At 70.8% G+C, this 20,859-nt stretch carries 24 protein-coding genes and 1 pseudogene; 16 read left to right on the forward strand and 9 right to left on the reverse strand.

Annotated features, from left to right (window positions below):
• Positions 1-6 precede the first annotated feature (6 nt).
• Genes hda through E1B00_RS06465 form a run of 4 tightly spaced genes read right to left on the reverse strand, consistent with a single transcriptional unit; the run spans position 7 to position 3,558 of the window.
• A complete protein-coding gene (gene hda, locus E1B00_RS06450) occupies positions 7-690 on the reverse strand; it encodes a DnaA regulatory inactivator Hda (RefSeq protein ID WP_139446787.1) in 684 nt (227 codons plus the stop codon).
• The gene (locus tag E1B00_RS06455; protein ID WP_139446789.1) at positions 687-1,886 is read right to left on the reverse strand and encodes an AI-2E family transporter; all 1,200 of its coding nucleotides are present in this window, start codon (positions 1,884-1,886) and stop codon (positions 687-689) included. The genes hda and E1B00_RS06455 overlap by 4 nt, the downstream gene beginning before the upstream one ends.
• Positions 1,883-2,443 (reverse strand): CDP-alcohol phosphatidyltransferase family protein, encoded by a 561-nt coding sequence (locus E1B00_RS06460; RefSeq protein WP_139446791.1) that lies wholly within the window; start codon positions 2,441-2,443, stop codon positions 1,883-1,885. Before E1B00_RS06460 ends, E1B00_RS06455 begins: the two co-directional genes overlap by 4 nt.
• A complete protein-coding gene (locus E1B00_RS06465; RefSeq protein WP_176693135.1) occupies positions 2,440-3,558 on the reverse strand; it encodes a DUF2066 domain-containing protein in 1,119 nt (372 codons plus the stop codon). The genes E1B00_RS06460 and E1B00_RS06465 overlap by 4 nt, the downstream gene beginning before the upstream one ends.
• Before the next feature lie 155 nt (positions 3,559-3,713).
• Between E1B00_RS06465 and purM the strand changes: the two genes are divergently transcribed.
• The 3 genes from purM to E1B00_RS06480 are packed head-to-tail and all read left to right on the forward strand — an operon-like array spanning position 3,714 to position 6,161.
• Complete coding sequence (gene purM, locus E1B00_RS06470) at positions 3,714-4,748, forward strand: phosphoribosylformylglycinamidine cyclo-ligase (RefSeq protein WP_246048498.1); 1,035 nt, start codon at positions 3,714-3,716, stop codon at positions 4,746-4,748.
• A 26-nt stretch (positions 4,749-4,774) separates the two neighbouring features.
• Positions 4,775-5,440 carry a phosphoribosylglycinamide formyltransferase gene (purN, locus tag E1B00_RS06475; protein ID WP_139446797.1) on the forward strand — a complete coding sequence of 222 codons (666 nt, stop codon included), beginning with the start codon at positions 4,775-4,777 and terminating at the stop codon, positions 5,438-5,440.
• Between the two features lies 1 nt (position 5,441).
• A complete protein-coding gene (locus tag E1B00_RS06480) occupies positions 5,442-6,161 on the forward strand; it encodes a DUF3108 domain-containing protein (protein ID WP_176693136.1) in 720 nt (239 codons plus the stop codon).
• 62 nt (positions 6,162-6,223) lie between these two features.
• On the opposite strand, the gene murA is transcribed toward E1B00_RS06480, so the two are convergent.
• Complete coding sequence (murA, locus tag E1B00_RS06485; protein WP_139446801.1) at positions 6,224-7,483, reverse strand: UDP-N-acetylglucosamine 1-carboxyvinyltransferase; 1,260 nt, start codon at positions 7,481-7,483, stop codon at positions 6,224-6,226.
• A gap of 20 nt (positions 7,484-7,503) precedes the next feature.
• Positions 7,504-7,743 carry a BolA family protein gene (locus E1B00_RS06490; protein WP_139446803.1) on the reverse strand — a complete coding sequence of 80 codons (240 nt, stop codon included), beginning with the start codon at positions 7,741-7,743 and terminating at the stop codon, positions 7,504-7,506.
• Between the two features lie 69 nt (positions 7,744-7,812).
• Here E1B00_RS06490 and E1B00_RS06495 point away from each other — a divergent pair, with 69 nt between their 5' ends.
• The 10 genes from E1B00_RS06495 (at position 7,813) to rapZ (ending at position 15,345) form a co-directional block, all read left to right on the forward strand.
• A complete protein-coding gene (locus E1B00_RS06495; RefSeq protein WP_139446805.1) occupies positions 7,813-8,814 on the forward strand; it encodes a KpsF/GutQ family sugar-phosphate isomerase in 1,002 nt (333 codons plus the stop codon).
• A 7-nt stretch (positions 8,815-8,821) separates the two neighbouring features.
• Positions 8,822-9,361, forward strand: a complete 540-nt coding sequence (locus E1B00_RS06500) for a KdsC family phosphatase (RefSeq protein ID WP_139446807.1) — start codon at positions 8,822-8,824, stop codon at positions 9,359-9,361.
• Complete coding sequence (gene lptC, locus E1B00_RS06505) at positions 9,358-9,921, forward strand: LPS export ABC transporter periplasmic protein LptC (RefSeq protein ID WP_139446809.1); 564 nt, start codon at positions 9,358-9,360, stop codon at positions 9,919-9,921. Before E1B00_RS06500 ends, lptC begins: the two co-directional genes overlap by 4 nt.
• Positions 9,902-10,399, forward strand: a complete 498-nt coding sequence (gene lptA / locus E1B00_RS06510) for a lipopolysaccharide transport periplasmic protein LptA (protein WP_139446811.1) — start codon at positions 9,902-9,904, stop codon at positions 10,397-10,399. The genes lptC and lptA overlap by 20 nt, the downstream gene beginning before the upstream one ends.
• Positions 10,399-11,118, forward strand: coding sequence for an LPS export ABC transporter ATP-binding protein (gene lptB, locus E1B00_RS06515; protein ID WP_139446813.1), 720 nt, complete (start codon positions 10,399-10,401; stop codon positions 11,116-11,118). The genes lptA and lptB overlap by 1 nt, the downstream gene beginning before the upstream one ends.
• A gap of 31 nt (positions 11,119-11,149) precedes the next feature.
• On the forward strand, positions 11,150-12,586 hold the full coding sequence (locus E1B00_RS06520; RefSeq protein WP_139446816.1) for an RNA polymerase factor sigma-54: 1,437 nt from the start codon (positions 11,150-11,152) through the stop codon (positions 12,584-12,586).
• A 135-nt stretch (positions 12,587-12,721) separates the two neighbouring features.
• Entirely contained in the window at positions 12,722-13,048 is a 327-nt protein-coding gene (hpf, locus tag E1B00_RS06525; RefSeq protein ID WP_139446817.1) for a ribosome hibernation-promoting factor, HPF/YfiA family, read from the forward strand.
• Positions 13,049-13,050: 2 nt separating this feature from the next.
• Positions 13,051-13,521 (forward strand): PTS sugar transporter subunit IIA, encoded by a 471-nt coding sequence (locus E1B00_RS06530; RefSeq protein WP_139446819.1) that lies wholly within the window; start codon positions 13,051-13,053, stop codon positions 13,519-13,521.
• 1 nt (position 13,522) lies between these two features.
• A complete protein-coding gene (hprK, locus tag E1B00_RS06535; protein WP_139446821.1) occupies positions 13,523-14,473 on the forward strand; it encodes an HPr(Ser) kinase/phosphatase in 951 nt (316 codons plus the stop codon).
• A complete protein-coding gene (gene rapZ / locus E1B00_RS06540) occupies positions 14,470-15,345 on the forward strand; it encodes an RNase adapter RapZ (protein ID WP_139446823.1) in 876 nt (291 codons plus the stop codon). Before hprK ends, rapZ begins: the two co-directional genes overlap by 4 nt.
• A gap of 15 nt (positions 15,346-15,360) precedes the next feature.
• Here the strand turns inward: rapZ and ptsP are convergent, their stop codons facing one another.
• From ptsP to E1B00_RS06555, 3 genes are read right to left on the reverse strand one after another with little or no spacing between them, the layout of a single operon-like run.
• The gene (gene ptsP, locus E1B00_RS06545; protein WP_139446825.1) at positions 15,361-17,073 is read right to left on the reverse strand and encodes a phosphoenolpyruvate--protein phosphotransferase; all 1,713 of its coding nucleotides are present in this window, start codon (positions 17,071-17,073) and stop codon (positions 15,361-15,363) included.
• Positions 17,073-17,342, reverse strand: a complete 270-nt coding sequence (locus E1B00_RS06550) for an HPr family phosphocarrier protein (protein ID WP_139446827.1) — start codon at positions 17,340-17,342, stop codon at positions 17,073-17,075. The genes ptsP and E1B00_RS06550 overlap by 1 nt, the downstream gene beginning before the upstream one ends.
• Positions 17,335-17,727, reverse strand: coding sequence for a PTS sugar transporter subunit IIA (locus E1B00_RS06555; RefSeq protein ID WP_139446829.1), 393 nt, complete (start codon positions 17,725-17,727; stop codon positions 17,335-17,337). Before E1B00_RS06555 ends, E1B00_RS06550 begins: the two co-directional genes overlap by 8 nt.
• Before the next feature lie 644 nt (positions 17,728-18,371).
• On the opposite strand from E1B00_RS06555, the gene mgtE reads away from it, so the two are divergent.
• From mgtE to E1B00_RS06570, 3 genes and pseudogenes are all read left to right on the forward strand, one after another.
• Entirely contained in the window at positions 18,372-19,733 is a 1,362-nt protein-coding gene (gene mgtE, locus E1B00_RS06560) for a magnesium transporter (RefSeq protein WP_139446831.1), read from the forward strand.
• Between the two features lies 1 nt (position 19,734).
• Positions 19,735-20,418: a potassium channel family protein gene (locus tag E1B00_RS06565; protein WP_139446833.1), complete on the forward strand. Its 684-nt coding sequence runs from the start codon at positions 19,735-19,737 to the stop codon at positions 20,416-20,418.
• A pseudogene (locus E1B00_RS06570) lies at positions 20,415-20,816 on the forward strand (NUDIX hydrolase); the annotation flags it as partial. The gene E1B00_RS06565 and the pseudogene E1B00_RS06570, both read left to right, overlap by 4 nt.
• Positions 20,817-20,859: the final 43 nt, after the last annotated feature.

The raw sequence follows: 20,859 nt of genomic DNA on the forward strand, positions 1-20,859 counted from the left end.
GCCGGTTCAGAGCTGGCTGCGCAGGAACGGGATGGTGATGCGGCGCTGCGCCGCCAGGCTGGCCTTGTCGAGCCGGTCCAGCAGGGCGGTCAGGCTGGCCAGGTCGCGGTCCACGCGCCGCAGCAGGTAGTCGAGCACCGGTTCGTCGAGCTCCAGGCCGCGGCGGCCGGCGCGCTGGCGCAGCACTTCGCGGCGGCCGGCCTCGTCCAGCGGCTCCAGCACCACGCGCACGCACTGGCCGAGGCGGGTCACCAGGTCCGGCAGCCCCAGGCCCAGCGCGGCCGGGTTGCCGCGCGCCGCATACAACAGCACGGCGCCGCTGGCGCGGGCGCGGTTGTGGAAATGGAACAGGGCCTCTTCTTCGCCGCGGTCGCCGGCGATCGCCTCCAGGCCGTCCAGGCAGACCAGGTCGGCCCCCTCCTGCGCCGCCAGTGCATCGTCCAGCCGGCCGGCGAAGGCCGGCAGTGCCAGGTAGGCGGCGCGGCGGCCGAGCGCGGCGGCCTCGGCGCAGGCCGCCAGCATCAGGTGGCTCTTGCCGCTGCCGGCCGGACCGGAAAGGAACAGCCAGTCGGCGGATGCGCCGCGCGCGGCCGCATGCACCGCGTCGCGCGCGGCGGCCTGGCCGTGGAAGGCGTCGAATCGCTGGTCGGGCGGCGTGCGCAGCGCCAGCGGCAGTTGCGGCGTGCTCACGGGTGCGGCGGCATCGGGTCCGTGGGCGGCAGGTCGTCGTCGACCACGGGGAAGTCCTCCGGCTCGGCGCCGACCGGCACGGCCGCGGCGGCCGCCGCCACCGTCGCCGGCACGGCGTCATCGGCGCCGTAGAGCTTGCTGTGGGTATAACGCGCATGCGCGTAGCGCAGCACCACCATCACCACCGCCGCCACCGGCAGCGCCAGCAGCACGCCCAGGAAACCGAACAGCTGGCCACCGGCCATGATCGCGAAGATCACCGCCACCGGATGCAGGCCGATGCGGTCGCCGACCAGCCACGGCGTCAGCACGAAACTCTCCAGCGTCTGGCCGACGCCGAACACCGCGACCACCAGCAGCAGGTGCATCCAGTCGCCGTGCTGCACCAGCGAGGCGATCACCGCCGCGCCGATGCCCACCGCCGCGCCCAGGTAGGGCACGAAGCTCACCAGGCCGGCGACCAGGCCGATCAGGATGCCCAGATCCAGGCCGACCAGCCACAGGCCGGTGCCGTAGATCACGCCGAGCGCGATCATCACGCTGATCTGCCCGCGCAGGAAACCGCCCAGCACCTGGTCCGATTCGCCCGCCAGCTTGAGCACCAGCGGCTCGACCGGGCGCGGCAGCAGTTCGCGGATGCGCGCCATCATCACCGGCCAGTCGCGCAGGAAATAGAACGTCACCACCGGGATCAGCGCCAGATTGGCGATCCAGCCCAGGATGGCCAGGCCGGACTTGGAGACGCCGCCGAAGATGTTCGCGGCGATGCCGCCGGCCTCCTGCCAGTGTTTCTTCAGCAGCTCGATCAGCTGGCTGGGATCCACGTAGCCGGCGAGCTCGAGGTTGAAGCGCTGTTCGGCCCAGGGCACGGCGGTGCCGGTGAGCCAGGCGCCGAACCGCGGCAGCCAGTCGATCAGCTTGCCGATCTGGTTCTCGATCAGCGGGATCAGCAGCAGCACGGCCAGCACGATCACCGAGGTCATCAGGGTGAACACCAGCAGCACGCCGGTGGTGCGCGAGCGGCCGCTGTTCTGGATCCTGCGCACCAGCGGGTCGCCCAGCCAGGCCAGCAGGGCCGAAAGCACGAACGGCGTGAGGATCGGCGCCAGCAGCCAGACCAGCACGCCGAAGGCGGCCGCCAGGGCCAGCCACTGCCAGCGGCGTCGGTCGCTGAAGGGATCGGGGATCGCGCTCATGCAGGGGGAGTCCTCTTGTGCCGCCAGGCGCGCACACCATAGCGGATCACGTAATCCAGGCCACTGGCGAAGGTCAGCAGGCCGACGGCGACGACCATCTGGATGCGCGCCTGGATCGGCAGCGACAGGCCCGAGAGTTCGGCCAGGCAAAGCAGGACCAGGCCGACCTGCAGCGCGGTGGTGAGCTTGCTCAGCAGGCTGGGCCGGCCGTCGAACGGCCCCGCCAGGCGCCACCAGGCGGCGGCACCGGCAACGATGACCAGGTCGCGCGCCAGCACCAGGCCGACCAGCCAGGCCGGCAGCATGGACACCCAGGCCAGACCGAGCATGGCCAGGCCCAGCATCAGCTTGTCGGCGATCGGGTCGAGCAGGCTGCCCAGCCGGCTCTGCCAGCCGAAGCGTTTGGCGAGCATGCCGTCGAGCGCGTCGCTGAGGCCCGCGGCCAGGGCGACAGCGAGCGCCGCGCGGTAGTGGCCGGCCACGAGCAGCCAGGGCAGCACCGGCGCCATCGCCAGGCGCAGCCCGGTGATGGCATTGGGCAGCTGGCGCAGGTTCATGGCTTGAGCTGGTAGCGCGGCGCGTCCTCGGGGGCCAGCGGGTCGGCCTGCAGGGTGTCGCCCGAGGCCACGAAGCGGGCAAAGCCCTCCGGGCCGACCGCCAGGTCGAGCCGCAGCTGCACGCGCTCGGGCGAAGCCTCGACGATGTGCAGCGCGCGCACCACCGCCAGCGTCTGCAGATAACCCACGGCGCGGGCGTAGTCGCTGCCGTCGCGCAGGCCGACCAGTTCGACCAGCAGCTGGCCGGGTTCGCCGGCGTCGATCAGCACGGCGTCGCGCCGGGCGATGGCGTCGGCGGCGCCGTCGGCGCCCGAGGCGATCGCGCGCTGCGGGCTCGGGTCGCTGAAGGACCAGCGCGAAAGCTCCTGGTCGCCGCGGCTGAGCACCCAGTCGGCGGTCCAGCCGCCGCCGGCGCGGTAGACGCGGCCCAGGAGCTGGACGTCGACGCCGTAGCGGGCGGTCAGCGCCCGCATCGGTTCCGGATTCTGGGCCCAGACCGTCTGTGCGGCCGCCTGTTCGACCGCACTGCCGGCCGGCATGCCGAAACGCAGGCCGCGCTGCAGGCCGCGCTGGGCCAGCGGCTTGACGACGTTGAGCTGCTGGCTGTTGACCAGGCGCGCGCCGCGGCCGTCGTCGATGGCCAACCACAGGATCGGCCGCGGCCGCGGGCTGCCCCAGACGCGCAGGCCGGCGCCGGCGACCAGCGCATCGACGCTGCCCGGATCGAAGGCGAAGTTCATCGTGGTCTTGTAGACGGGCACGCCGCCGACGGCGGTATTGCCTTCCTGGTCGGAGGAGGTCTCGCTGGCGCGGCTGTCGGAGACGAAGGTTTCGGCGCTGGCGAGCGCGCGACGGACCACCGGATTGCCGGCGGCCAGGGGATCGCCGGTCAGCTTGACCAGGACCTGGGACAGCGCGCGGGCGGCGGCGGCACGGCGTTCGCTGGCGCCCTGCGAGATCAGCTCGACTTCGGCCTGGTAGAGCGTCAGGTCGCGTGGCGCCTCGGCGGCGTCGAAGGGTTCGGACGGGGCGGCCGCCTCGGCCTCCGCCTCGGCCGGCGCCAAGTCCTGGGCGTGGGCGAGTGGCGACAGGGCAAGGGCCAGGACCAGCGGCATGAAAACGGAGCGGAAGCGGGGCATCGGGCGCAGGGCTCGCGGGGGCGGGAACGCAGCCGCCATGGTGCCGCAAGCGGTCGGGGCCCGTCCAACCCGTCGGCCCGGGCCGGCGGCCGGCTGGTAGAATGCGCGCCTTTCCCGTCGCCGGACCCGCCGTGACCACGCCCACTCCCCTCACTTACCGCGATGCGGGCGTCGACATCGACGCCGGCAACGAAGTCGTCGAGCGCATCAAGCCCCTGGTCAAGCGCACCTTCCGGCCCGAGGTGATGGGCGGCCTGGGCGGCTTCGGCGCCCTGTTCGACCTGTCGAACAAGTACAGGGAGCCGGTGCTGGTGTCCGGCACCGACGGCGTGGGCACCAAGCTCAAGCTCGCCCAGCAGCTCAACCGCCACGACACCATCGGCATCGACCTGGTGGCGATGTGCGTGAACGACGTGCTGGTGCAGGGCGCCGAACCGCTGTTCTTCCTCGACTATTTCGCCACCGGCAAGCTGCACGTCGACACCACGGTGGCCGTGGTGTCCGGCATCGCCAAGGGCTGCGAGCTGTCCGGCTGCGCGCTGATCGGCGGCGAAACCGCCGAGATGCCCGACATGTACCCGCCGGGCGAATACGACCTCGCCGGCTTCTGCGTCGCCGCGGTCGAAAAGTCCAAACTGCTCGACGGCGGCAAGGTGCGCGCCGGCGACGTGCTGCTCGGCATCGCCTCCAGCGGTCCGCATTCGAACGGTTATTCGCTGGTTCGCCGCATCTACGACCGCGCCGGCCGCCCGGCCGAACTCGAGGTCGGCGGCGTGAAACTGGTGGACGCGCTGATGGCGCCGACCACGCTGTACGTCAAGCCGATCCTCGAGCTGCTGGGCAAACACGAGGTGCACGCAATGGCGCACATCACCGGCGGCGGCCTGACCGAGAACATCATCCGCGTCATCCCCGACGGCCTGGGCCTGGACATCGAGGCCTCCGCGATCGTGCTGCCGCCGGTGTTCGACTGGCTGCAGCGCGAAGGCGCGGTGCCGCGCGAGGAAATGTGGCGCACCTTCAACTGCGGCGTCGGCTTCGTGCTGGTGCTGGCGCCGGGCGACGTCGCCGCGGTGTCGGATGCGCTGCAGGGCATGGGCCTGGCGCATCGCCCGATCGGCCAGGTGGTCCAGGCCGGCGACGGCGAGCGCGTGCGCATCGGCTGAGGCCAAGCGCTTCCCCGGGAGGCACGATGTCCGGTTTTCGCATCGCCGTGCTGGCCTCGGGCCGCGGCAGCAACCTGCAGGCCCTGATCGACGCCATCGGCGCCGGGCGCCTGGATGCGCGCATCGCCGGCGTGTTCTCCGACAAGCCCGACAGCGGCGCCATCGCGCTGGCGCGGCAGCACGGCCTGCCGGCGGTGGCGCGGTCGCCGCGCGACCACGCCTCGCGGGCTGCGCACGATGAAGCGCTGTTCAGCGAAATCGAGGGTGTTCAGCCCGACCTCATCGTCTGTGCGGGATACATGCGCATCATCGGCGAGGCCGCGCTGCGGCGATTCGAGGAGCGCATGATCAACATCCACCCGTCCCTGCTGCCGAAATACCCGGGCCTGGACACCCATGCGCGCGTCCTGGCCGCCGGCGACCCCGAACACGGCGCCAGCGTGCACGCGGTGATCCCGGCGCTCGACGCCGGCCCGCTCCTGGCCCAAACGCGCCTGTCGGTTGCCGCAGGCGACGACGCCCAGTCGCTGTCCCGCCGCCTGCTGCCGCGCGAGCATGCGCTGCTGGTGGCGTCGGTGGACCTGCTGGCCCGCGGCCGTGTGCGCCTGCGTTCCGATCACGTGGAGCTGGACGGCCGTCGCTTGGCCGCCCCGCTGCAGCTGCGCGACGACAACCGCCTCGAGGAGGCCTGACATGCGCTCGCCGATCCTGTTCGTCACGACCCTGCTGCTCGCCATCGCTCTTCCCGCGGCCAGCCGCGCCGCGCCGCCGCCGAAGGCGTTCACGGCCGAGTACGAGGTGTTCCAGAACGACAAGAAGCTCGGCACCGGCCGCATCCAGCTGCGCGCGCTGGGCAACGGCCGCTGGGAGCTGATGACGCTCAGCGAGGCGACCGAAGGCCTGTTCGCCGCCGCCGGCGTGCGCCGCGAGGAGCGCAGCCAGCTGCGCTGGGCCGGCGACGTGCCGGAAACGGTCGAATACCGCATGCAGCAGAAGGCCGCCTGGAGCAGCCGCGAACAGCACCTGGTCGTGGACGCCGGAACGCGCCGCGCCCGCAGCACCTACAAGGGCCAGACCACCGACCTGCCCTACAGTGCCGGCCTGCTCGACAAACACGGCGTCACCGCCGCGATCATGTCCGACCTGGCCGCGGGCAAACGCGGCGAATTCAACTACACCGTGGCCGAACGCCGCGTGGTCGAACCGCAGCGCTTCCGCACCGCCGCCAATGTGCGCCTGCGCACCGCGATCGGCACGCTGCGGGCGATCCGGGTCGAGCGCGTGCGCGAAAGCGGCGACGGCCGCGTGACCAAGATCTGGTTCGCGCGCGAACGCGGCTGGCTGCCGCTGCGCATTACCCAGTACGAGGCCGACGGCGAATCGCTGGAGATGCGCATCACCGCCATCCGCTGACACCGGCGACGGTATCGGGACGGGTCCGGCGCGCGGTACGCGCCGCCAGCCCGGGAGCCTGCTCAGCCCGGCAGACGGCGGATCTTGGCACCGAGGGTGCCGAGCTTCTCTTCGATGTTCTCGTAGCCGCGGTCGATGTGGTAGATGCGGTCAACCACGGTCTCGCCCTGCGCCACCAGTCCCGCCAGCACCAGCGAAGCCGAGGCGCGCAGGTCGGTGGCCATGATCGGCGCGCCAGTCATCTTGCTGACGCCGCGGATGATGGCGGTGTTGCCCTCGACCCGGATGTCGGCGCCCAGCCGCTGCAGCTCGTTGAGGTGCATGAAGCGGTTTTCGAAGATGGTCTCGGTGATCACGCCCACGCCTTCGGCCACCGTGTTCAGCGCCGCGAACTGCGCCTGCATGTCGGTCGGGAAGGCCGGGTACGGCGCGGTGGTGAGGTTGATCGCCTTCGGCCGGCGGCCGCGCATGTTGACCTCGATCCAGTCGGCGCCGGTGCTGACTTCCGCACCGGCTTCCTCGAGCTTCACCAGGATCGCGTCCATGGTGTCGGCGCGCGACTTCTTCACCGTCACCTTGCCGCCGGTCATCGCGCCGGCGACCAGGAAGGTGCCGGCCTCGATGCGGTCGGGCAGCACGTCGTAGTGGATGCCGCGCAGCGAATCGACGCCGTGCACGACGATGCGGTTGCTGCCGGCGCCCTCGATCTGCGCGCCCATGGCGATCAGGCAGTTGGCCAGGTCGACGACTTCGGGCTCCTGCGCGCAGTTCTCCAGCACCGTGGTGCCCTTGGCGAGCGCGGCGGCCATCAGCACGTTCTCGGTGCCGGTGACGGTGATCATGTCGAACACGTAGCGGCCGCCCTTCAGGCGTTCGGCGCGCGCCTTGATGAAGCCATTTTCGACCGTGACCTCGGCGCCCAGCGCCTGCAGGCCGCGGATGTGCTGCTCGACCGGGCGCGAGCCGATCGCGCAGCCGCCGGGCAGCGACACTTCGGCGTGGCCGAAGCGCGCCAGCAGCGGGCCCAGCACCAGGATCGAGGCGCGCATGGTCTTCACCAGCTCGTAGGGCGCCACGGTGCTGGTGATGAAACGCGGGTCGGCGGTGATGGTGAGCTTCTCGTCCACCATCAGCTGCACGCCCATCGCGCCCAGCAGCTCCATCGTGGTGGTGACGTCGTGCAGGTGCGGGACGTTGCCGATCGAAATCGGGCCGTCGGCCAGCAGGGTCGCCGCCAGGATCGGAAGCACGGCGTTCTTGGCGCCGGAAATCTGCACTTCGCCGTTCAGCGGTTCGCCGCCGGTGATGACAATCTTGGCCATGGTGTTTTTGTTCTCGGGCCTTACGCGGGGCGTTCGGCTTCTTCGGGGGTCAGGGTACGCAGGGCCAGGGCGTGGATCTCGCCGCCCATGCGCGCGCCCAGGGTGGCGTAGACCAGGCGGTGCCGGGCCAGCGGCAGCTTGCCGCGGAAAGCCTCGCACACCACGGTGGCCTCGAAATGCACGCCGTCGTCGCCCTGGACCCGGGCTTGGGCGCCGGGCAGGCCGGTTTCGATCAGTTCCTGGATGAATTCGGGAGTCATGGGGACCGGGCGCGGGATGCCGCGCAGGCCTTACAATACGGCCCCGCATCATACTCCCTACGGTCCCGGATGACTGCCCCAGCCCCTGCCCAGCCGGTACAAGACGCCGCCCTGATCGCCAGTGGCCAGACCGTGGTGGCGATCGAGACCCAGGCCCTGCAGGCCATGCAGGCCCGCATGGGGCCGGAGTTCGCCGCCGCCTGCCGCGCCCTGCTGGCCTGCCGCGGCCGGGTGGTCTGCACCGGCATGGGCAAGTCCGGGCATATCGCCACCAAGATCGCCGCGACCCTGGCCTCGACCGGCACCCCGGCCTTCTTCATGCACCCGGGCGAGGCCAGCCATGGCGACCTGGGCATGGTGACCGACGCCGATGTGGTGCTGGCCCTGTCCAACTCCGGCGAAACCGACGAGATCCTGGCCATCGTCCCGGCGCTCAAGCGCCAGGGCAACGTCATGGTGGCGATGACCGGCCGCCCGCAGTCCAGCCTGGCCCGCCTGGCCGACCTGCACCTGGACGTCAGCGTGCCGGCCGAAGCCTGCCCGCTGAGCCTGGCGCCGACCTCCAGCACCACCGCCGCCCTGGTGATGGGCGACGCGCTGGCGGTCGCCCTGATGGATGCCCGGGGCTTCACGGCGGAGGACTTCGCCCGCTCGCACCCGGCCGGCAGCCTGGGTCGCCGGCTGCTGCTGCACATCCGCGACGTCATGCACACCGGCGACGACATCCCGAGCGTGCGCGCCGACGCCAGCGCCACCGCCGCCCTGCTGGAGATGACCCGCAAGCGCCTGGGCATGACCGCCGTGGTGGATGCCGATGGCGTGCTGCAGGGCGTGTTCACCGACGGCGACCTGCGCCGCGCGCTCGACGACGAGCAAACCGACCTGCACAACACGCCGGTGTCGCGCCTGATGGGCCGCTCGCCCAAGACCCTGGGCGCCGATGCGCTGGCGGTGGAGGCGGCCCACCTGATGGAAGAACACAAGATCAGCTCGCTGGTGGTCGTGGACGCCGGCCGCCGCGTGGTCGGCGCGCTGAACATTCATGACCTGTTGCGCGCGCGCGTGGTCTGATCCGGCCATGTCCATCGCCCCCGACGATCTCATCGCCCGCGCCGCGCGCGTGCGCCTGGCCTGCTTCGACGTCGACGGCACGCTGACCGACGGCCGCCTGCACTACGACGCCAGCGGCGCCGAATCCAAGGCTTTCCACGTGCTCGACGGCCAGGGCCTGCGCCTGCTCGAGGACAACGGCATCGCCGTGGCCCTGATCACCGCCCGCGAGAGCGCGGCCGTGCTCGCCCGTGCCCGCGACCTTCGCCTCAACCACGTGCACACCGGCGTCAAGGACAAGGCCGCCTGCCTGCGCATGCTCTGCGCCCAGCTCGGCGTCGGCGCCGGCGAAACCGCACACATGGGCGACGACCTGCCCGACCTGCCGGCGCTGGCCCTGGCCGGACTTGCCGTCGCCCCCGCCAATGCCCACGCCTGGGTGGCGGAACGCGTGCACTGGCAGACCCGCGCCCGCGGCGGCGAAGGCGCCGTGCGCGAACTCTGCGACCTGATCCTGGAGGCGCGCGGCCTGCGCGCCGCCGTTCTGGGCCGCTTCGGCGCGGCATGACCCGCCGCGGCCTCAACGTCGCGCTGGCCCTGCTGGCGGTGGTCCTGGGCAGCCTCGCCGTCTGGCAGTGGCGCCTGCGCCAGGTTCCGCCGGTCGAGCCGCCGCAGCGTTCGGACTACATCCTGCGCGATTTCGAGCTGACCACCCTGGACAAGGACGGCAAGGAGTCCTTCACCGTCGTCGGACCCTACCTGCAGCGCGATGTCGGCGGCCGCAGCCTGAGCCTGGTGCAGCCGCGGTTTTCTTTCCCGGACCGCGATGCCGGCCGCTGGCAGGCCCGCTCCGACACGGCCTGGGTCAGCCCCGGCGCCGATGAAGTGCACCTGCTGGACCGGGTCCGCATGGTCGGGCCGCCTGGCGAAACCGGCCTGAGCACCCGCTTCGAGACCGAAAAGCTGGTGGTGCTGCCCGACGTCGACCAGGCCCGCACCGACGACCGGGTGACCGTCACCCAAGGCGACTCTATACTCGCCGGCACCGGCTTGCGCGCTGACATGAAGGCCAAGCGCTTCCAGCTGCAGAACGACGTCAAAGGACGATATGCGCCCCGCCGCCCGTGATCTTCTCCTCCTGCTGTCCCTGCTCGCCGCCGCGCCGGCCCTGGCAAAGTCCACCGACCGCGACCAGCCGATGGACATCAACGCCGACAGCTCCGACTCGCTGCTGCAGGACAACGGCATGTCGGTGCTCGAAGGCAACGTCACGATCCGCCAGGGCACGCTGAAGGTGGACGCCGACCGCGCCGAGGTCCATCGCCGCAATGGCGAGATCGAACGCATCGTGCTGATCGGCGCGCCGGCGCGCCTGCGCCAGGTGTCGGACTCGGGCGAAGCGATGGACGCCCGGGCCCGCCAGGTCGTCTACACGCTGTCGGACGAAAACATGGTGCTCACCGGCGCCGTCGAGATCCGCCAGCCGCGCGGCACCCTGCGCGGCGAGACGGTGAAGTACGACATCAACACCGGCCGACTCAACGGCGGTGGCGACGGCCAGCGCGTTTCGATGCGGATCCTGCCCAAGACGGCCGCGGCCGACTGATGCTGACCGCCGCGGGTCTGGCCAAGAGCTACAAGTCGCGCCAGGTCGTGCGCGATTTCGGGCTGGCGCTGCGTCCCGGCGAAGTGGTCGGACTGCTCGGCCCCAACGGCGCCGGCAAGACCACCTGCTTCTACATGATCGTCGGCCTGGTCGCCGCCGATCGCGGCCAGATCCTGCTCGACGGCAAGGACATCACCGCCCTGCCGATGCACGAACGCGCGCGCCGCGGCCTGGGTTACCTGCCGCAGGAAGCCTCGGTGTTCCGCAAGCTGAGCGTGTCGGAGAACGTCAGCGCGGTGCTCGAGCTGCGCACCGACCTGGACGAGCGCGGCCGCGCCGACGAACTGTCGGCCCTGCTCGAGGAACTGCAGATCGGCCACGTCGCCGGCCAGTCCGGCGCCAGCCTCTCGGGCGGCGAACGGCGCCGGGTCGAGATCGCCCGCGCGCTGGCGGCCAGCCCGCGCTTCATGCTGCTGGACGAACCCTTCGCCGGCGTCGACCCGATCTCGGTCGGCGAGATCCAGAAGATCGTGCGCCACCTCAAGCAGCGCGGCATCGGTGTATTGATTACAGACCACAACGTGCGCGAGACCTTGGGAATCTGCGACCGGGCGTATATCCTCAACGCTGGCACGGTACTTGCTCAGGGTTCGCCCGACGCGGTGCTGGCCAACCCCGACGTGCGTCGTGTCTACCTGGGCGAGTCCTTCCGCCTGTAGTAGCCCGGCGCCACCGCCCCCGCGGAGCGCCATGAAGCCCACCCTCCAGACCCGGCTCGGCCAGCAGCTTTCCCTGACGCCCCAGCTGCGCCAGGCGATCCGGCTGCTGCAGCTGTCGGCCATCGAGCTGGAGGCCGAACTCACGATCGCGGTCGAATCCAACCCGCTGCTCGAACGGGAAGACGAGCCCGAGCACGACTACAGTCCCGAAACCGTCGCCGGCGACAAGCCCGCCGAGCCGGAAAGCGGTGAATCCAGCGCCGACAGCCCCGACAGCGACGACTTCGGCCCCGGCGAAAGCCCGGAATGGCAGGAAACGGTCGGCGCCTACGAGCGCCGCGGCCAGGGAGAGGACGAACCGGATGAACTGACCGCCGCCGCGCCCGTGGACCTGCACGCCCACCTGGCCTGGCAGCTGGAGCTCAGCCACCTGGGCCCGCGCGACCTGGCCATCGGCTACGCCCTGATCGAGGCGATCAACGACGATGGCTATCTGGAGGGCCCGCTGGAGGACATCCAGGCGGCGCTTTCGCCACAGATAACGGCCGATGCGGCCGAGATAGAAACCGTTCTCCACATCATCCAGCACTTTGACCCGGTCGGCGCCGGCGCCCGCAGCCTGTCCGAATGCCTGTGCGTGCAGCTGAGCCTGCTCAGCCCCGACACCCCGGGCCTGGCCCTGGCCCGCGAACTGAGCCGCAAGCACCTCGATGCCCTGGCCCGGCTGGGCGCTGCCCGGTTGGCCGCGCAGCTGGGGGAATCGCCGGCCGACATGGACGTTGCGGTCAGCCTGCTGCGCTCGCTCGATCCCAAGCCCGGCGCCCAGGTCAGCAGCGGCGAGGCCGAATACATCAGCCCCGACGCCATCGCCTACCGCCAGGGCGGCATCTGGAAGGTCAGCCTGGCCTCCGGCAGCCAGCCGCGCCTGGCCATCAACCGGCACTATGAACGCCTGATCGGCAAGGCCAGCCGGGAGGACGACAGCTACCTGAAGGGACAGCTGCAGGAGGCCCGCTGGCTGATCAAGAGCCTCGAGACCCGGGCCGACACCCTGGTCCGGGTCGCCCGGGCCATCGTGCGCCAGCAGAGCGGGTTCCTGGACCACGGCCACGAGGCCATGCGGCCGCTGACCCTGCGCGAGGTAGCCGAGGAGCTGGGCCTTCACGAATCGACGATTTCACGGGCCACGACCCGGAAATACCTGCGCACCCCGCGCGGCACCTTCGAATTCAAGCACTTCTTCAGCTCCGGCATCGCCACCGAGTTCGGCGGCACGGCCTCGGCCACGGCCATCCAGGCGATGCTGCGCAAGCTGATCGATGCCGAAAACCCCCGGTCGCCGCTGTCCGACCAGCGCCTGGCCGAAATCCTCAAGGCCGAGGGCATCCCCGTCGCCCGGCGAACCGTGGCAAAATACCGCGAAGCGATGAATATCTCCGCCTCCAACGAGCGGCAGCGGCTGGGTTGAGGCCCGCATGCATGGCGAACGCCAGCCCCATCCCGGTTCCGGGCGGAAAGTTCCCACCCCTTTTTGACGCGGGTCACGCGCTGTTGCCGTGGCCCGTGTTTAGCTGTGCGTGACCCAAACAGGAGGATCGTGATCATGCGGATCGACATCAGCGGCCATCAGATCGACGTCACCCCGGCCCTGCGCGACTACGTGCAGGACAAGTTCGCGCGTGTGTCCCGCCACTACGACCATCACCTCGACGCCCGCGTCATCCTGTCCGTCGACAAGCTCGAGCAGAAGGCCGAAGCCACGCTGTCCACACCGGGCAAGACCCTGTTCGCCGACGCCATCGCGCCGGACATGTACGCCGCCATCGACCTGCTTTCGGACAAGCTCGACCGCCTGCTGGTGAAGCAGAAGGAAAAGATGACCGACCACCACCGCGGCCAATCCGCCGCCCGTTCGGACAGTTTCGGCTGACCATGCACCTGCTCGACCTGCTCAGCCCGGCCCGCGTGCGGGCCAATGCCGCCGTCACCGGCAAGAAGCGCCTGCTCGAGCAGCTGGCGCAGCTGCTTGCCGAAGGCGGCGGCGAGGGCGACCGCAGCGTCTACGACAGCCTGTGCAGCCGCGAACGCCTGGGCAGCACCGGCCTGGGCCACGGCGTCGCCATTCCGCATGGCCGCAGCGCCCGCGCGGCCGCCGCCACCGGCGCCTTCCTGCGCCTTAGCGAACCGGTGGACTTCGGCGCGCCCGACGGCCAGCCGGTGGACCTGGTGTTCGCGCTCGTGGTGCCCGAACACTATGCGCAGCAGCACCTGCTGCTGCTGGCGAACCTGGCCGAGATGTTCGGCGACGCGGATTTCCGCCAGCGCCTGCGCCAGGCGCCCGATTCGGCCGCGCTGTACGCGCTGCTGGCGGACTGGCAGGCCGCGCACCCGGCGGCCGCCTGAGATGGCCGACCGCCTGCGCGCCCGCGAGCTGTTCGAGGAGCTGGGCGAGCGGCTCGAGCTTCGCTGGCTGGCCGGGCAACGTGGCGGCGAACGCGTGCTCGAACGCGGCGAACACCTGTCGCGCCGGCCGTCGCTGGCCGGCTACCTCAACGTCATCCACCCGAACAAGGTGCAGATCATCGGCTCGGCCGAGCTGTCGTGGCTGGACGGGCTCGACGCCCGCACGCGCTGGGAAGTGCTGCAGAAGGTGATGGAGTCGCGGCCGCTGGCCATGGTCATCACCCAGAACCAGGGCTGCCCGGCCGACCTGCGCGACGCGGTCGAAGAATCCGACACGCCGCTGTGGGTGTCGCCGCGCCGCGGCTACGAACTGCTGAACCTGCTGCAGTACCACCTGGCGCGCTCGCTGGCGCCGCGGGTGACGCTGCACGGCGTGTTCATGGAGATCTACTCGATCGGCGTGCTGATCACCGGCGACTCCGGCCTGGGCAAGAGCGAACTGGCGCTGGAGCTGATCAGCCGCGGCCACCGCCTGGTCGCCGACGACGCGCCCGAGTTCACCCAGATCGCCCCCGACGTGCTCGACGGCACCTGCCCCGACCTGCTGCAGGACCTGCTGGAAGTGCGCGGCCTGGGCGTGATGAACATCCGCCAGATGTTCGGCGACACCGCGGTGAAGAAGAACAAGTACCTGCGCCTGGTGGTGCACCTGGTGCGGGCGCAGGAGCCGTCGCTGGAGGCGATGGCGCGCATCACCGGCGAGTCCGGCAGCCGCAAGGTGCTCGACCTCGAAGTGCCGGTGGTCGAACTGCCCGTGGCCGCTGGCCGCAACCTCGCGGTGCTGGCCGAAGCGGCGGTACGCCTGCACCTGCTGCGCAGCAAGGGCATGGACCCGGCCGCCGCCTTCCTGGCCCGGCACAGCGAATTCCTCCAGCAGGGCGAGCCCTCGTGAGCGAAACCTCCCGCCCCCTGCTGATCGTCGTCAGCGGCATGTCCGGCTCGGGCAAGTCCGTGGCGCTGAACACGCTCGAGGACCTGGACTTCTTCTGCACCGACAACCTGCCGGCCGAACTGCTGCCGCGTTTCGTGCGCAGCGTCGCCAGCGAGGAATCCGGCCGCACGCGGCTGGCGGTGGGCATCGACGTGCGCAACCGCACCCCGGACCTGGCGCGCATCCCGCAGTGGCTGTCGGAGGTCGGTGCGCTCGGCTTCGACCACAAGCTGGTTTATTTCGACACCCGCGACGAAGTGCTGCTCAAGCGCTACTCCGATACGCGCCGCAAGCATCCGCTCAGCCACGGCGGGCTCGCCCTGGCCGACGCGATCCGGCTCGAGCGCGAGCGCATGCGGCCGCTGCAGGCCATCGCCGACCTGGTGATGGACACCTCGGAAATGAACGTGCACCAGATGCGCCGGCAGGTGATCACCGAGCTGGGCATCGGCGTACACCAGGGCCTGTCGCTGCTGTTCGAGTCCTTCGCCTACAAGCGCGGGCTGCCCGCCGACGCCGACTTCATCTTCGACGCCCGCGTCCTGCCCAACCCGCACTGGGACGCCCGCCTGCGGCCGCTGTCGGGCCGCGACGCCGCGGTGCGCGAGCATCTGGAACAGGATCCGCTGGTGCGCGCCTACGCCGAGCAGGTCACTGCCTTCCTCGACGCCTGGATCCCGCGCTTCGAAGCCGAGACCCGCAGCTACCTCACCGTCGCCTTCGGCTGCACCGGCGGCCGCCACCGCTCCGTCTACCTTGCCGAACGCCTGGCCGCCCATTACCGCGACCTGGGGCGCAACGGCGTGCTCAGCTTCCACCGCGAACTCGAATAAGCCCCGCCCGCGGGCTCAACGCGCCAGCCAGGCCTCGATGCCGGCGCGGTCGTGCGCGCGCAGCAGGCTGCGCACGCGCCGGCGCAGGCTGGCAAGGTCGCATTCGCGCACGGCGCGCCGCACCTCCAGCAGCGTCGCCGGATGCAGGCTGAAGTCGCGCAGGCCCAGGGCCAGCAGCAGCGGCACGTTCTCCGCCTCGCCGGCCATTTCGCCGCAGACCGCCACCGGAATGCCGTTGCGGCGGCCGTACGCGAACAGTTCACTCAGCAGGCGCAGCACCGACGGATGCCGCGGCGTATACAGCGAGGCCAGGGACTCGTGGTTGCGGTCCACCGCCAGCAGGTACTGCACCAGGTCATTGGTGCCGACCGAGACGAAGTCCACCAGGTCGACGAAGTCCGGCAGCGCCAGCGCGGCGGCCGGCACTTCGATCATCGCGCCCAGCTCGACCCGGTCGCCGGCCTGCAGGCCGTCGGCCACCAGCGAGGCGCGCGCGGCCTCGAGCAGGGCGCAGACCGCCACCATCTCCTCGCGGCAGCAAATCATCGGCACCAGCGCGCGCACCGGCCCGTACGCGGCGGCGCGCAGGATCGCCCGCAGCTGGGTCAGGAACAGGCCCTCGTGCGCCAGCGACAACCGCACGCCGCGCAGGCCCAGGGCCGGATTGGATTCGCTGCGCAGGGCCAGGCCGGTGTGGTCGGCCTTGTCGGCGCCCAGGTCGAGCGTGCGGATGGTGACCACGCGCCCGGCCATGCCCAGCACCAGGTCGCGGTAGGCCAGGAACTGTTCGTCCTCGGTCGGCAGTTCGCGCCGCTGCAGGAACAGGAACTCGGTGCGGTACAGGCCGATGCCGTCGGCGCCCAGCGCGTGCGCCTCGGCCACGTCCTCGCGCGATTCGGCGTTGGCGTAGAGGCGGATGTCGACGCCGTCGGTGGTGCGGGTCGGCTGCCGCCGCAGGCGCGAGAGCTGGGCCTGTTCGCGCCCGAGCTGGGCCTGGCGACGGTGGTAGCGCTGCAGGTCGTCGGCGTCGGGTTCGAGCACGATCTCGCCGGCAGCGGCGTCGACCATCATCGCGTCGCCGTCGTTGGCGTGCACCAGTGCTTCGGCGGCACCGACCAGCAGCGGCAGGTGCAGGCTGCGCGCCAGGATGGCGCTGTGCGACAGCGGGCTGCCGGTGGCCGCCACCACCGCCACCACGCCCTGCGACTGCAGTTCGGCCAGCTCGGAGGGCGCGATGGCATCGCAGACCAGGATCTCGCCGGACAGTCCGCGCGCGCCGTCGTCGCCGCGCCGGTGCAGGGCGGCGTGCACGCGGCCGATGACGTGGTCGAGGTCTTCGCGGCGGCTGCGGAAGTAGTCGTCGTGCATGCCCTCGAACACCGAGGCCAGGCGGTCGCGCTGCAGCTTCAGGGCGTAGTCGGCGCTGTAGCGGCCGGTGGTGATCAGGTCGTCCAGGCCGTGCAGCAGCTCGGGGTCGTCCAGGATCATCACGTGCAGGTCGAGGAACTCGCCCACTTCCTGGGCCAGGGCGCCGTGCAGGCGTTCGCGCAGGCCGTGCAGTTCGCGCCGCGCGGCATCCAGCGCCCGGTGCAGGCGCAGGATCTCGTCGGGCACGGCCTCGGCCTCGATGCGCCGCTCTTCCACCGCCAGCGCCTGCGGCAGCCGCACGCGCACGCGGCCCAGCGCGATCCCGCGCGCCGCCCCTTGGCCGCGCAGGGCGCGCCGCATCAGTCGTCCTCGTCGAAGCGGCGTTCGAACAGGGCGGCGACCGCGGCGGCCGCGGCGGCCTCGTCCTCGCCGTCCACGCGCAGCAGCAGGGTGGCGCCGGGTGCGGCGGCCAGCAGCAGTACGCCCATGATCGACTTGGCATTCACTTCGCGACCGCGGCCGGTCAGGGTCGCCTGGGCCTTGAAGCCAGACAGCAGCTGCACGAGTTTTGCCGCGGCCCGCGCGTGCAGGCCCAGGCGGTTGTTCACCTGCAGTTCGTGTTCAAGCATCGTCGATCACCACGCCATTGCGCGCGCCGGCGGCGGCCGTGCGCGCGAGTTCGTCCAGGGGTTGTTCGGGGTAATTCTGCACGCGCAGCAGCATCGGCAGGGACAGGCCGCTGATCCGGTGGGCCGGGGTGCCGAGCCGGGAAAGCTTCTCGGCGATGCGCGCCGGGGTGGCGCCGTACAGGTCCACCAGCATCAGGACGCCGTCGCCGCCGTCAACCTTGCGCAGGGCGGCGCTGGCGGCCGGCAGCTGGGCATCGGCGTCGGCGTCCCAGTCGGCCTCGTAGGCTTCGGTGCTCAGGGGCAGCGGTCCCAGCAGGCGCCGCGCCGCGGCAAGCAGCGGGGTACCCACGCCTTGGTGGCTCAGGATCAGGATGCCAACGGACATGCCCAAACCTTACCAGACGGCCTGGATTTCCGTCTTGGCCCTTTTTGGGGCCAAGCAGGTCCCTTGCTCGTGGTCGGTTGATCTGGCGTGCGCCGCCGCAGACAAGAGGGGGTCCCTGCCCGCTCAGTCGGCGCGGCGTCCTGCCCACCGATTCGCGGCCGTTGCGGGCATCCTGCCCTCCACTTCAGGCACCCCCTCCGGTCTACGGCGTCGCCACGAAACGGTGTCGCGAGCCGTTGGGAAAAGCGCGTGCCCCCAGAAGGCACGAAAGCTCGCTGCTTGGATGGAAATGGCTTCGGAGCAGACCCGGACGAGCCGCAGCTCGAAGGCAGAGACGCCGAACGCTTTGCACAAGCGAGCTTCACGGATTCGATAACCCGGCCCGGCTGGTCCGCAGGCCGTCGTGCGTGAGGTCTCTTCCCGGGGCTTCGAAAACAGGGACGTTTTCGAAGAGCCTCCAGGGATGGATTCACGGCGTCCCCGGGAAGAGACCTCACGTACGGCGGACTATCGCCAGGATCGATCCCGGCACCAAGACCCTCACGTACGGCGGACAATCGCCGAGAACGATCCCAGCGAGGACCGAGGTAGGCGCGGACACACAAGCCCCCGCATAATGTGCCGGCCTTCCCGGGAGCGACCTGATGGCCGAAGCCGTCCGCCACGACAAGACCGCACGGCAGCTCCGGCTGCTGTCGGACGCGCTCGACACCGGCCGCCTCGGCCCGGTGCGGCGCCTGGTGAACAGCCTGTCGCCGGCCGAGATCGGCAACCTGCTCGAGTCCCTGCCGGCCGGCAAGCGCGAGATCGTCTGGGGCCTGGTGGATCCCGAGGACGACGGCGAGGTGCTGGTGCACGTCGGCGACGACGTGCGCGAGAGCCTGCTGGCCGACATGGATCCCGACGAAATCGTCGCCGCGGTCGAGGACCTGGACATCGACGACCTGGCCGAACTGGCCGAGGACCTTCCCGACACGGTGATCGAGGAAGTCCTGAAGTCGATGGACCGCGAGAACCGCGAACGCCTGGAGCAGGTGCTCAGCTACGGCGAGGACACCGCCGGCCGCCTGATGAATCCGGACGTGATCACGGTGCGCACCGACGTCACCGTCGACGTCGTGCTGCGCTACCTGCGCCTGCGCGGCGAGATCCCCGAACACACCGACCACCTGTTCGTGGTCAGCCGCCGGCACCAGTACCTGGGCCGCGTCGCGATCGCATCGCTGCTGACCCACGACGCGTCCACGCCGATCAACGAACTGATCGACGACGAACAGCCGGCGATCGCGGTGGATACGCCCGACACCGAGGTCGCGACCCAGTTCTCCGACCACGACTGGATCTCGGCGCCGGTGGTGGACGAGAACAACATCCTGCTCGGCCGCATCACCATCGACGACGTGGTCGACATCATCCGCGCCCAGGCCGAACACCAGGCGCTGAGCGCCGCCGGCGTGGACGAGGACGAGGACCTGTTCAGCCCGGTGCCGCGCGCGTTCCGGCGCCGCGTGGTGTGGCTGGCGATCAACCTGGCCACGGCCTTCCTGGCCTCGAGCGTGGTCGGCCAGTTCCAGGGCACCATCGACCGGCTGGTCGCGCTGGCCGTGCTGATGCCGATCGTGGCGGGCATGGGCGGCAATGCCGGCACCCAGGTGCTGGCGCTGATGGTGCGCGGCCTGGCACTGGGCCAGGTCGGCGCCGCGAACGCCAACGCGCTGCTGTGGAAGGAGCTGCGTGTGTCCATGCTCAACGGCCTGCTGATCGGCGGCATCGTCGCCATCGCCACCTGGGCCTGGTTCCGCGACGGCGAGCTGGCGCTGGTGATCTTCGCGGCGATGATCATCAATCTGATGTCGGCGGCATCCGCCGGCGTGCTGGTGCCGCTGACGCTCAAGCGCATGCGCCTGGATCCGGCGCTGGCCGGCGGCGTGATCCTGACCACGGTGACGGACGTGATGGGCTTCTTCTCTTTCCTCGGCCTGGCCACCCTCGTGCTGCTGCGCTGACATGCGCTCGGTATTCCTGCAGCGGGTGTCGAAACTTCCCAACGCCTGGCTGCTGCTGTCGCTGATCGCGCTGGTGGTGGTCTATCCCTTCCTGGAACCCTTCCCGGGCGGGCACGCGGCGATCGCGGTGTTCGACCTGGTGATCCTGGTGCTGGCCCTGCGCGCCGCCCGGGCAAGCGGCCCCGAAGCGCGCATCGGCTACGTGCTGGTGTGGCCGGCGATGGTGCTGCACATCGTCGCGGCGTTCGCGCCCACGCACGGCCTGCTGTTGGCCAACCTGGCCACGCAGGCGCTGTTCCATGCCTTCGTGGTGGTCTGCCTGCTTCGCTACATGCTGCGCGACGAGGTGATGACCCTGGACGAACTGTTCGCGGCCGCCGGCCTCTACGTGCTGATGGCCTTCGTGTTCGCCTACCTGTACGCGCTGGTCGAGCGCTTCGCGCCGGGCTCGTTCTACATCAACGTGGCGAACAATCCCGACGGCCTCACCGGCTGGTGGGAGCTGCTGTACTTCAGCTTCACCTGCCTGACCAGCGTCGGCTTCGGCGACATCACGCCGGTCAGCAACCACGCGCGCTCGCTGGTGATGATCGAGCAGATGATGGGCGTGCTGTACCTGGCCCTGGTGATCTCGCGGTTGGTGGCGATGCAGGCGCGGCGCCGCAACGGCACGCCCGGCCAATGACCGGCGGCACGCACGACCTGATCCGCACGGTCGCCGCGGTGATCCGCGACCCGCAGGGCCGCGTGCTGCTGGTGCGCAAGCGCGGCACGGCGACCTTCATCCAGCCGGGCGGCAAGACCGAAGCGGACGAGGACGCGCTGGCGACGCTGGCGCGCGAGCTGGACGAGGAACTCGGCGTGTCCCTGCGCGCGGGCTCGGCGCTGCCGCTGGGCGAGTTCGAGGACGTGGCGGTCAACGAAACCGGGCGGCGGGTGCGCGCGCAGGCCTTCCTGGTCGAGGTGGAAGGCCAGCCGGCCGCGGGCGCCGAGATCGAGGAGCTGGCCTGGGTGGATCCGGCCGATCCCGGCCCGCGCGCGATCGCGCCCCTGTCGCGCCATCAGCTGTTGCCGGTGGTCGCGCGACTCTGGTCGCCGGTGCAGCGCGATGCCGACCGGCATTACC

It is taken from the genome of Arenimonas terrae (genome assembly GCF_006265115.1).
GTDB lineage: Bacteria > Pseudomonadota > Gammaproteobacteria > Xanthomonadales > Xanthomonadaceae > Arenimonas > Arenimonas terrae.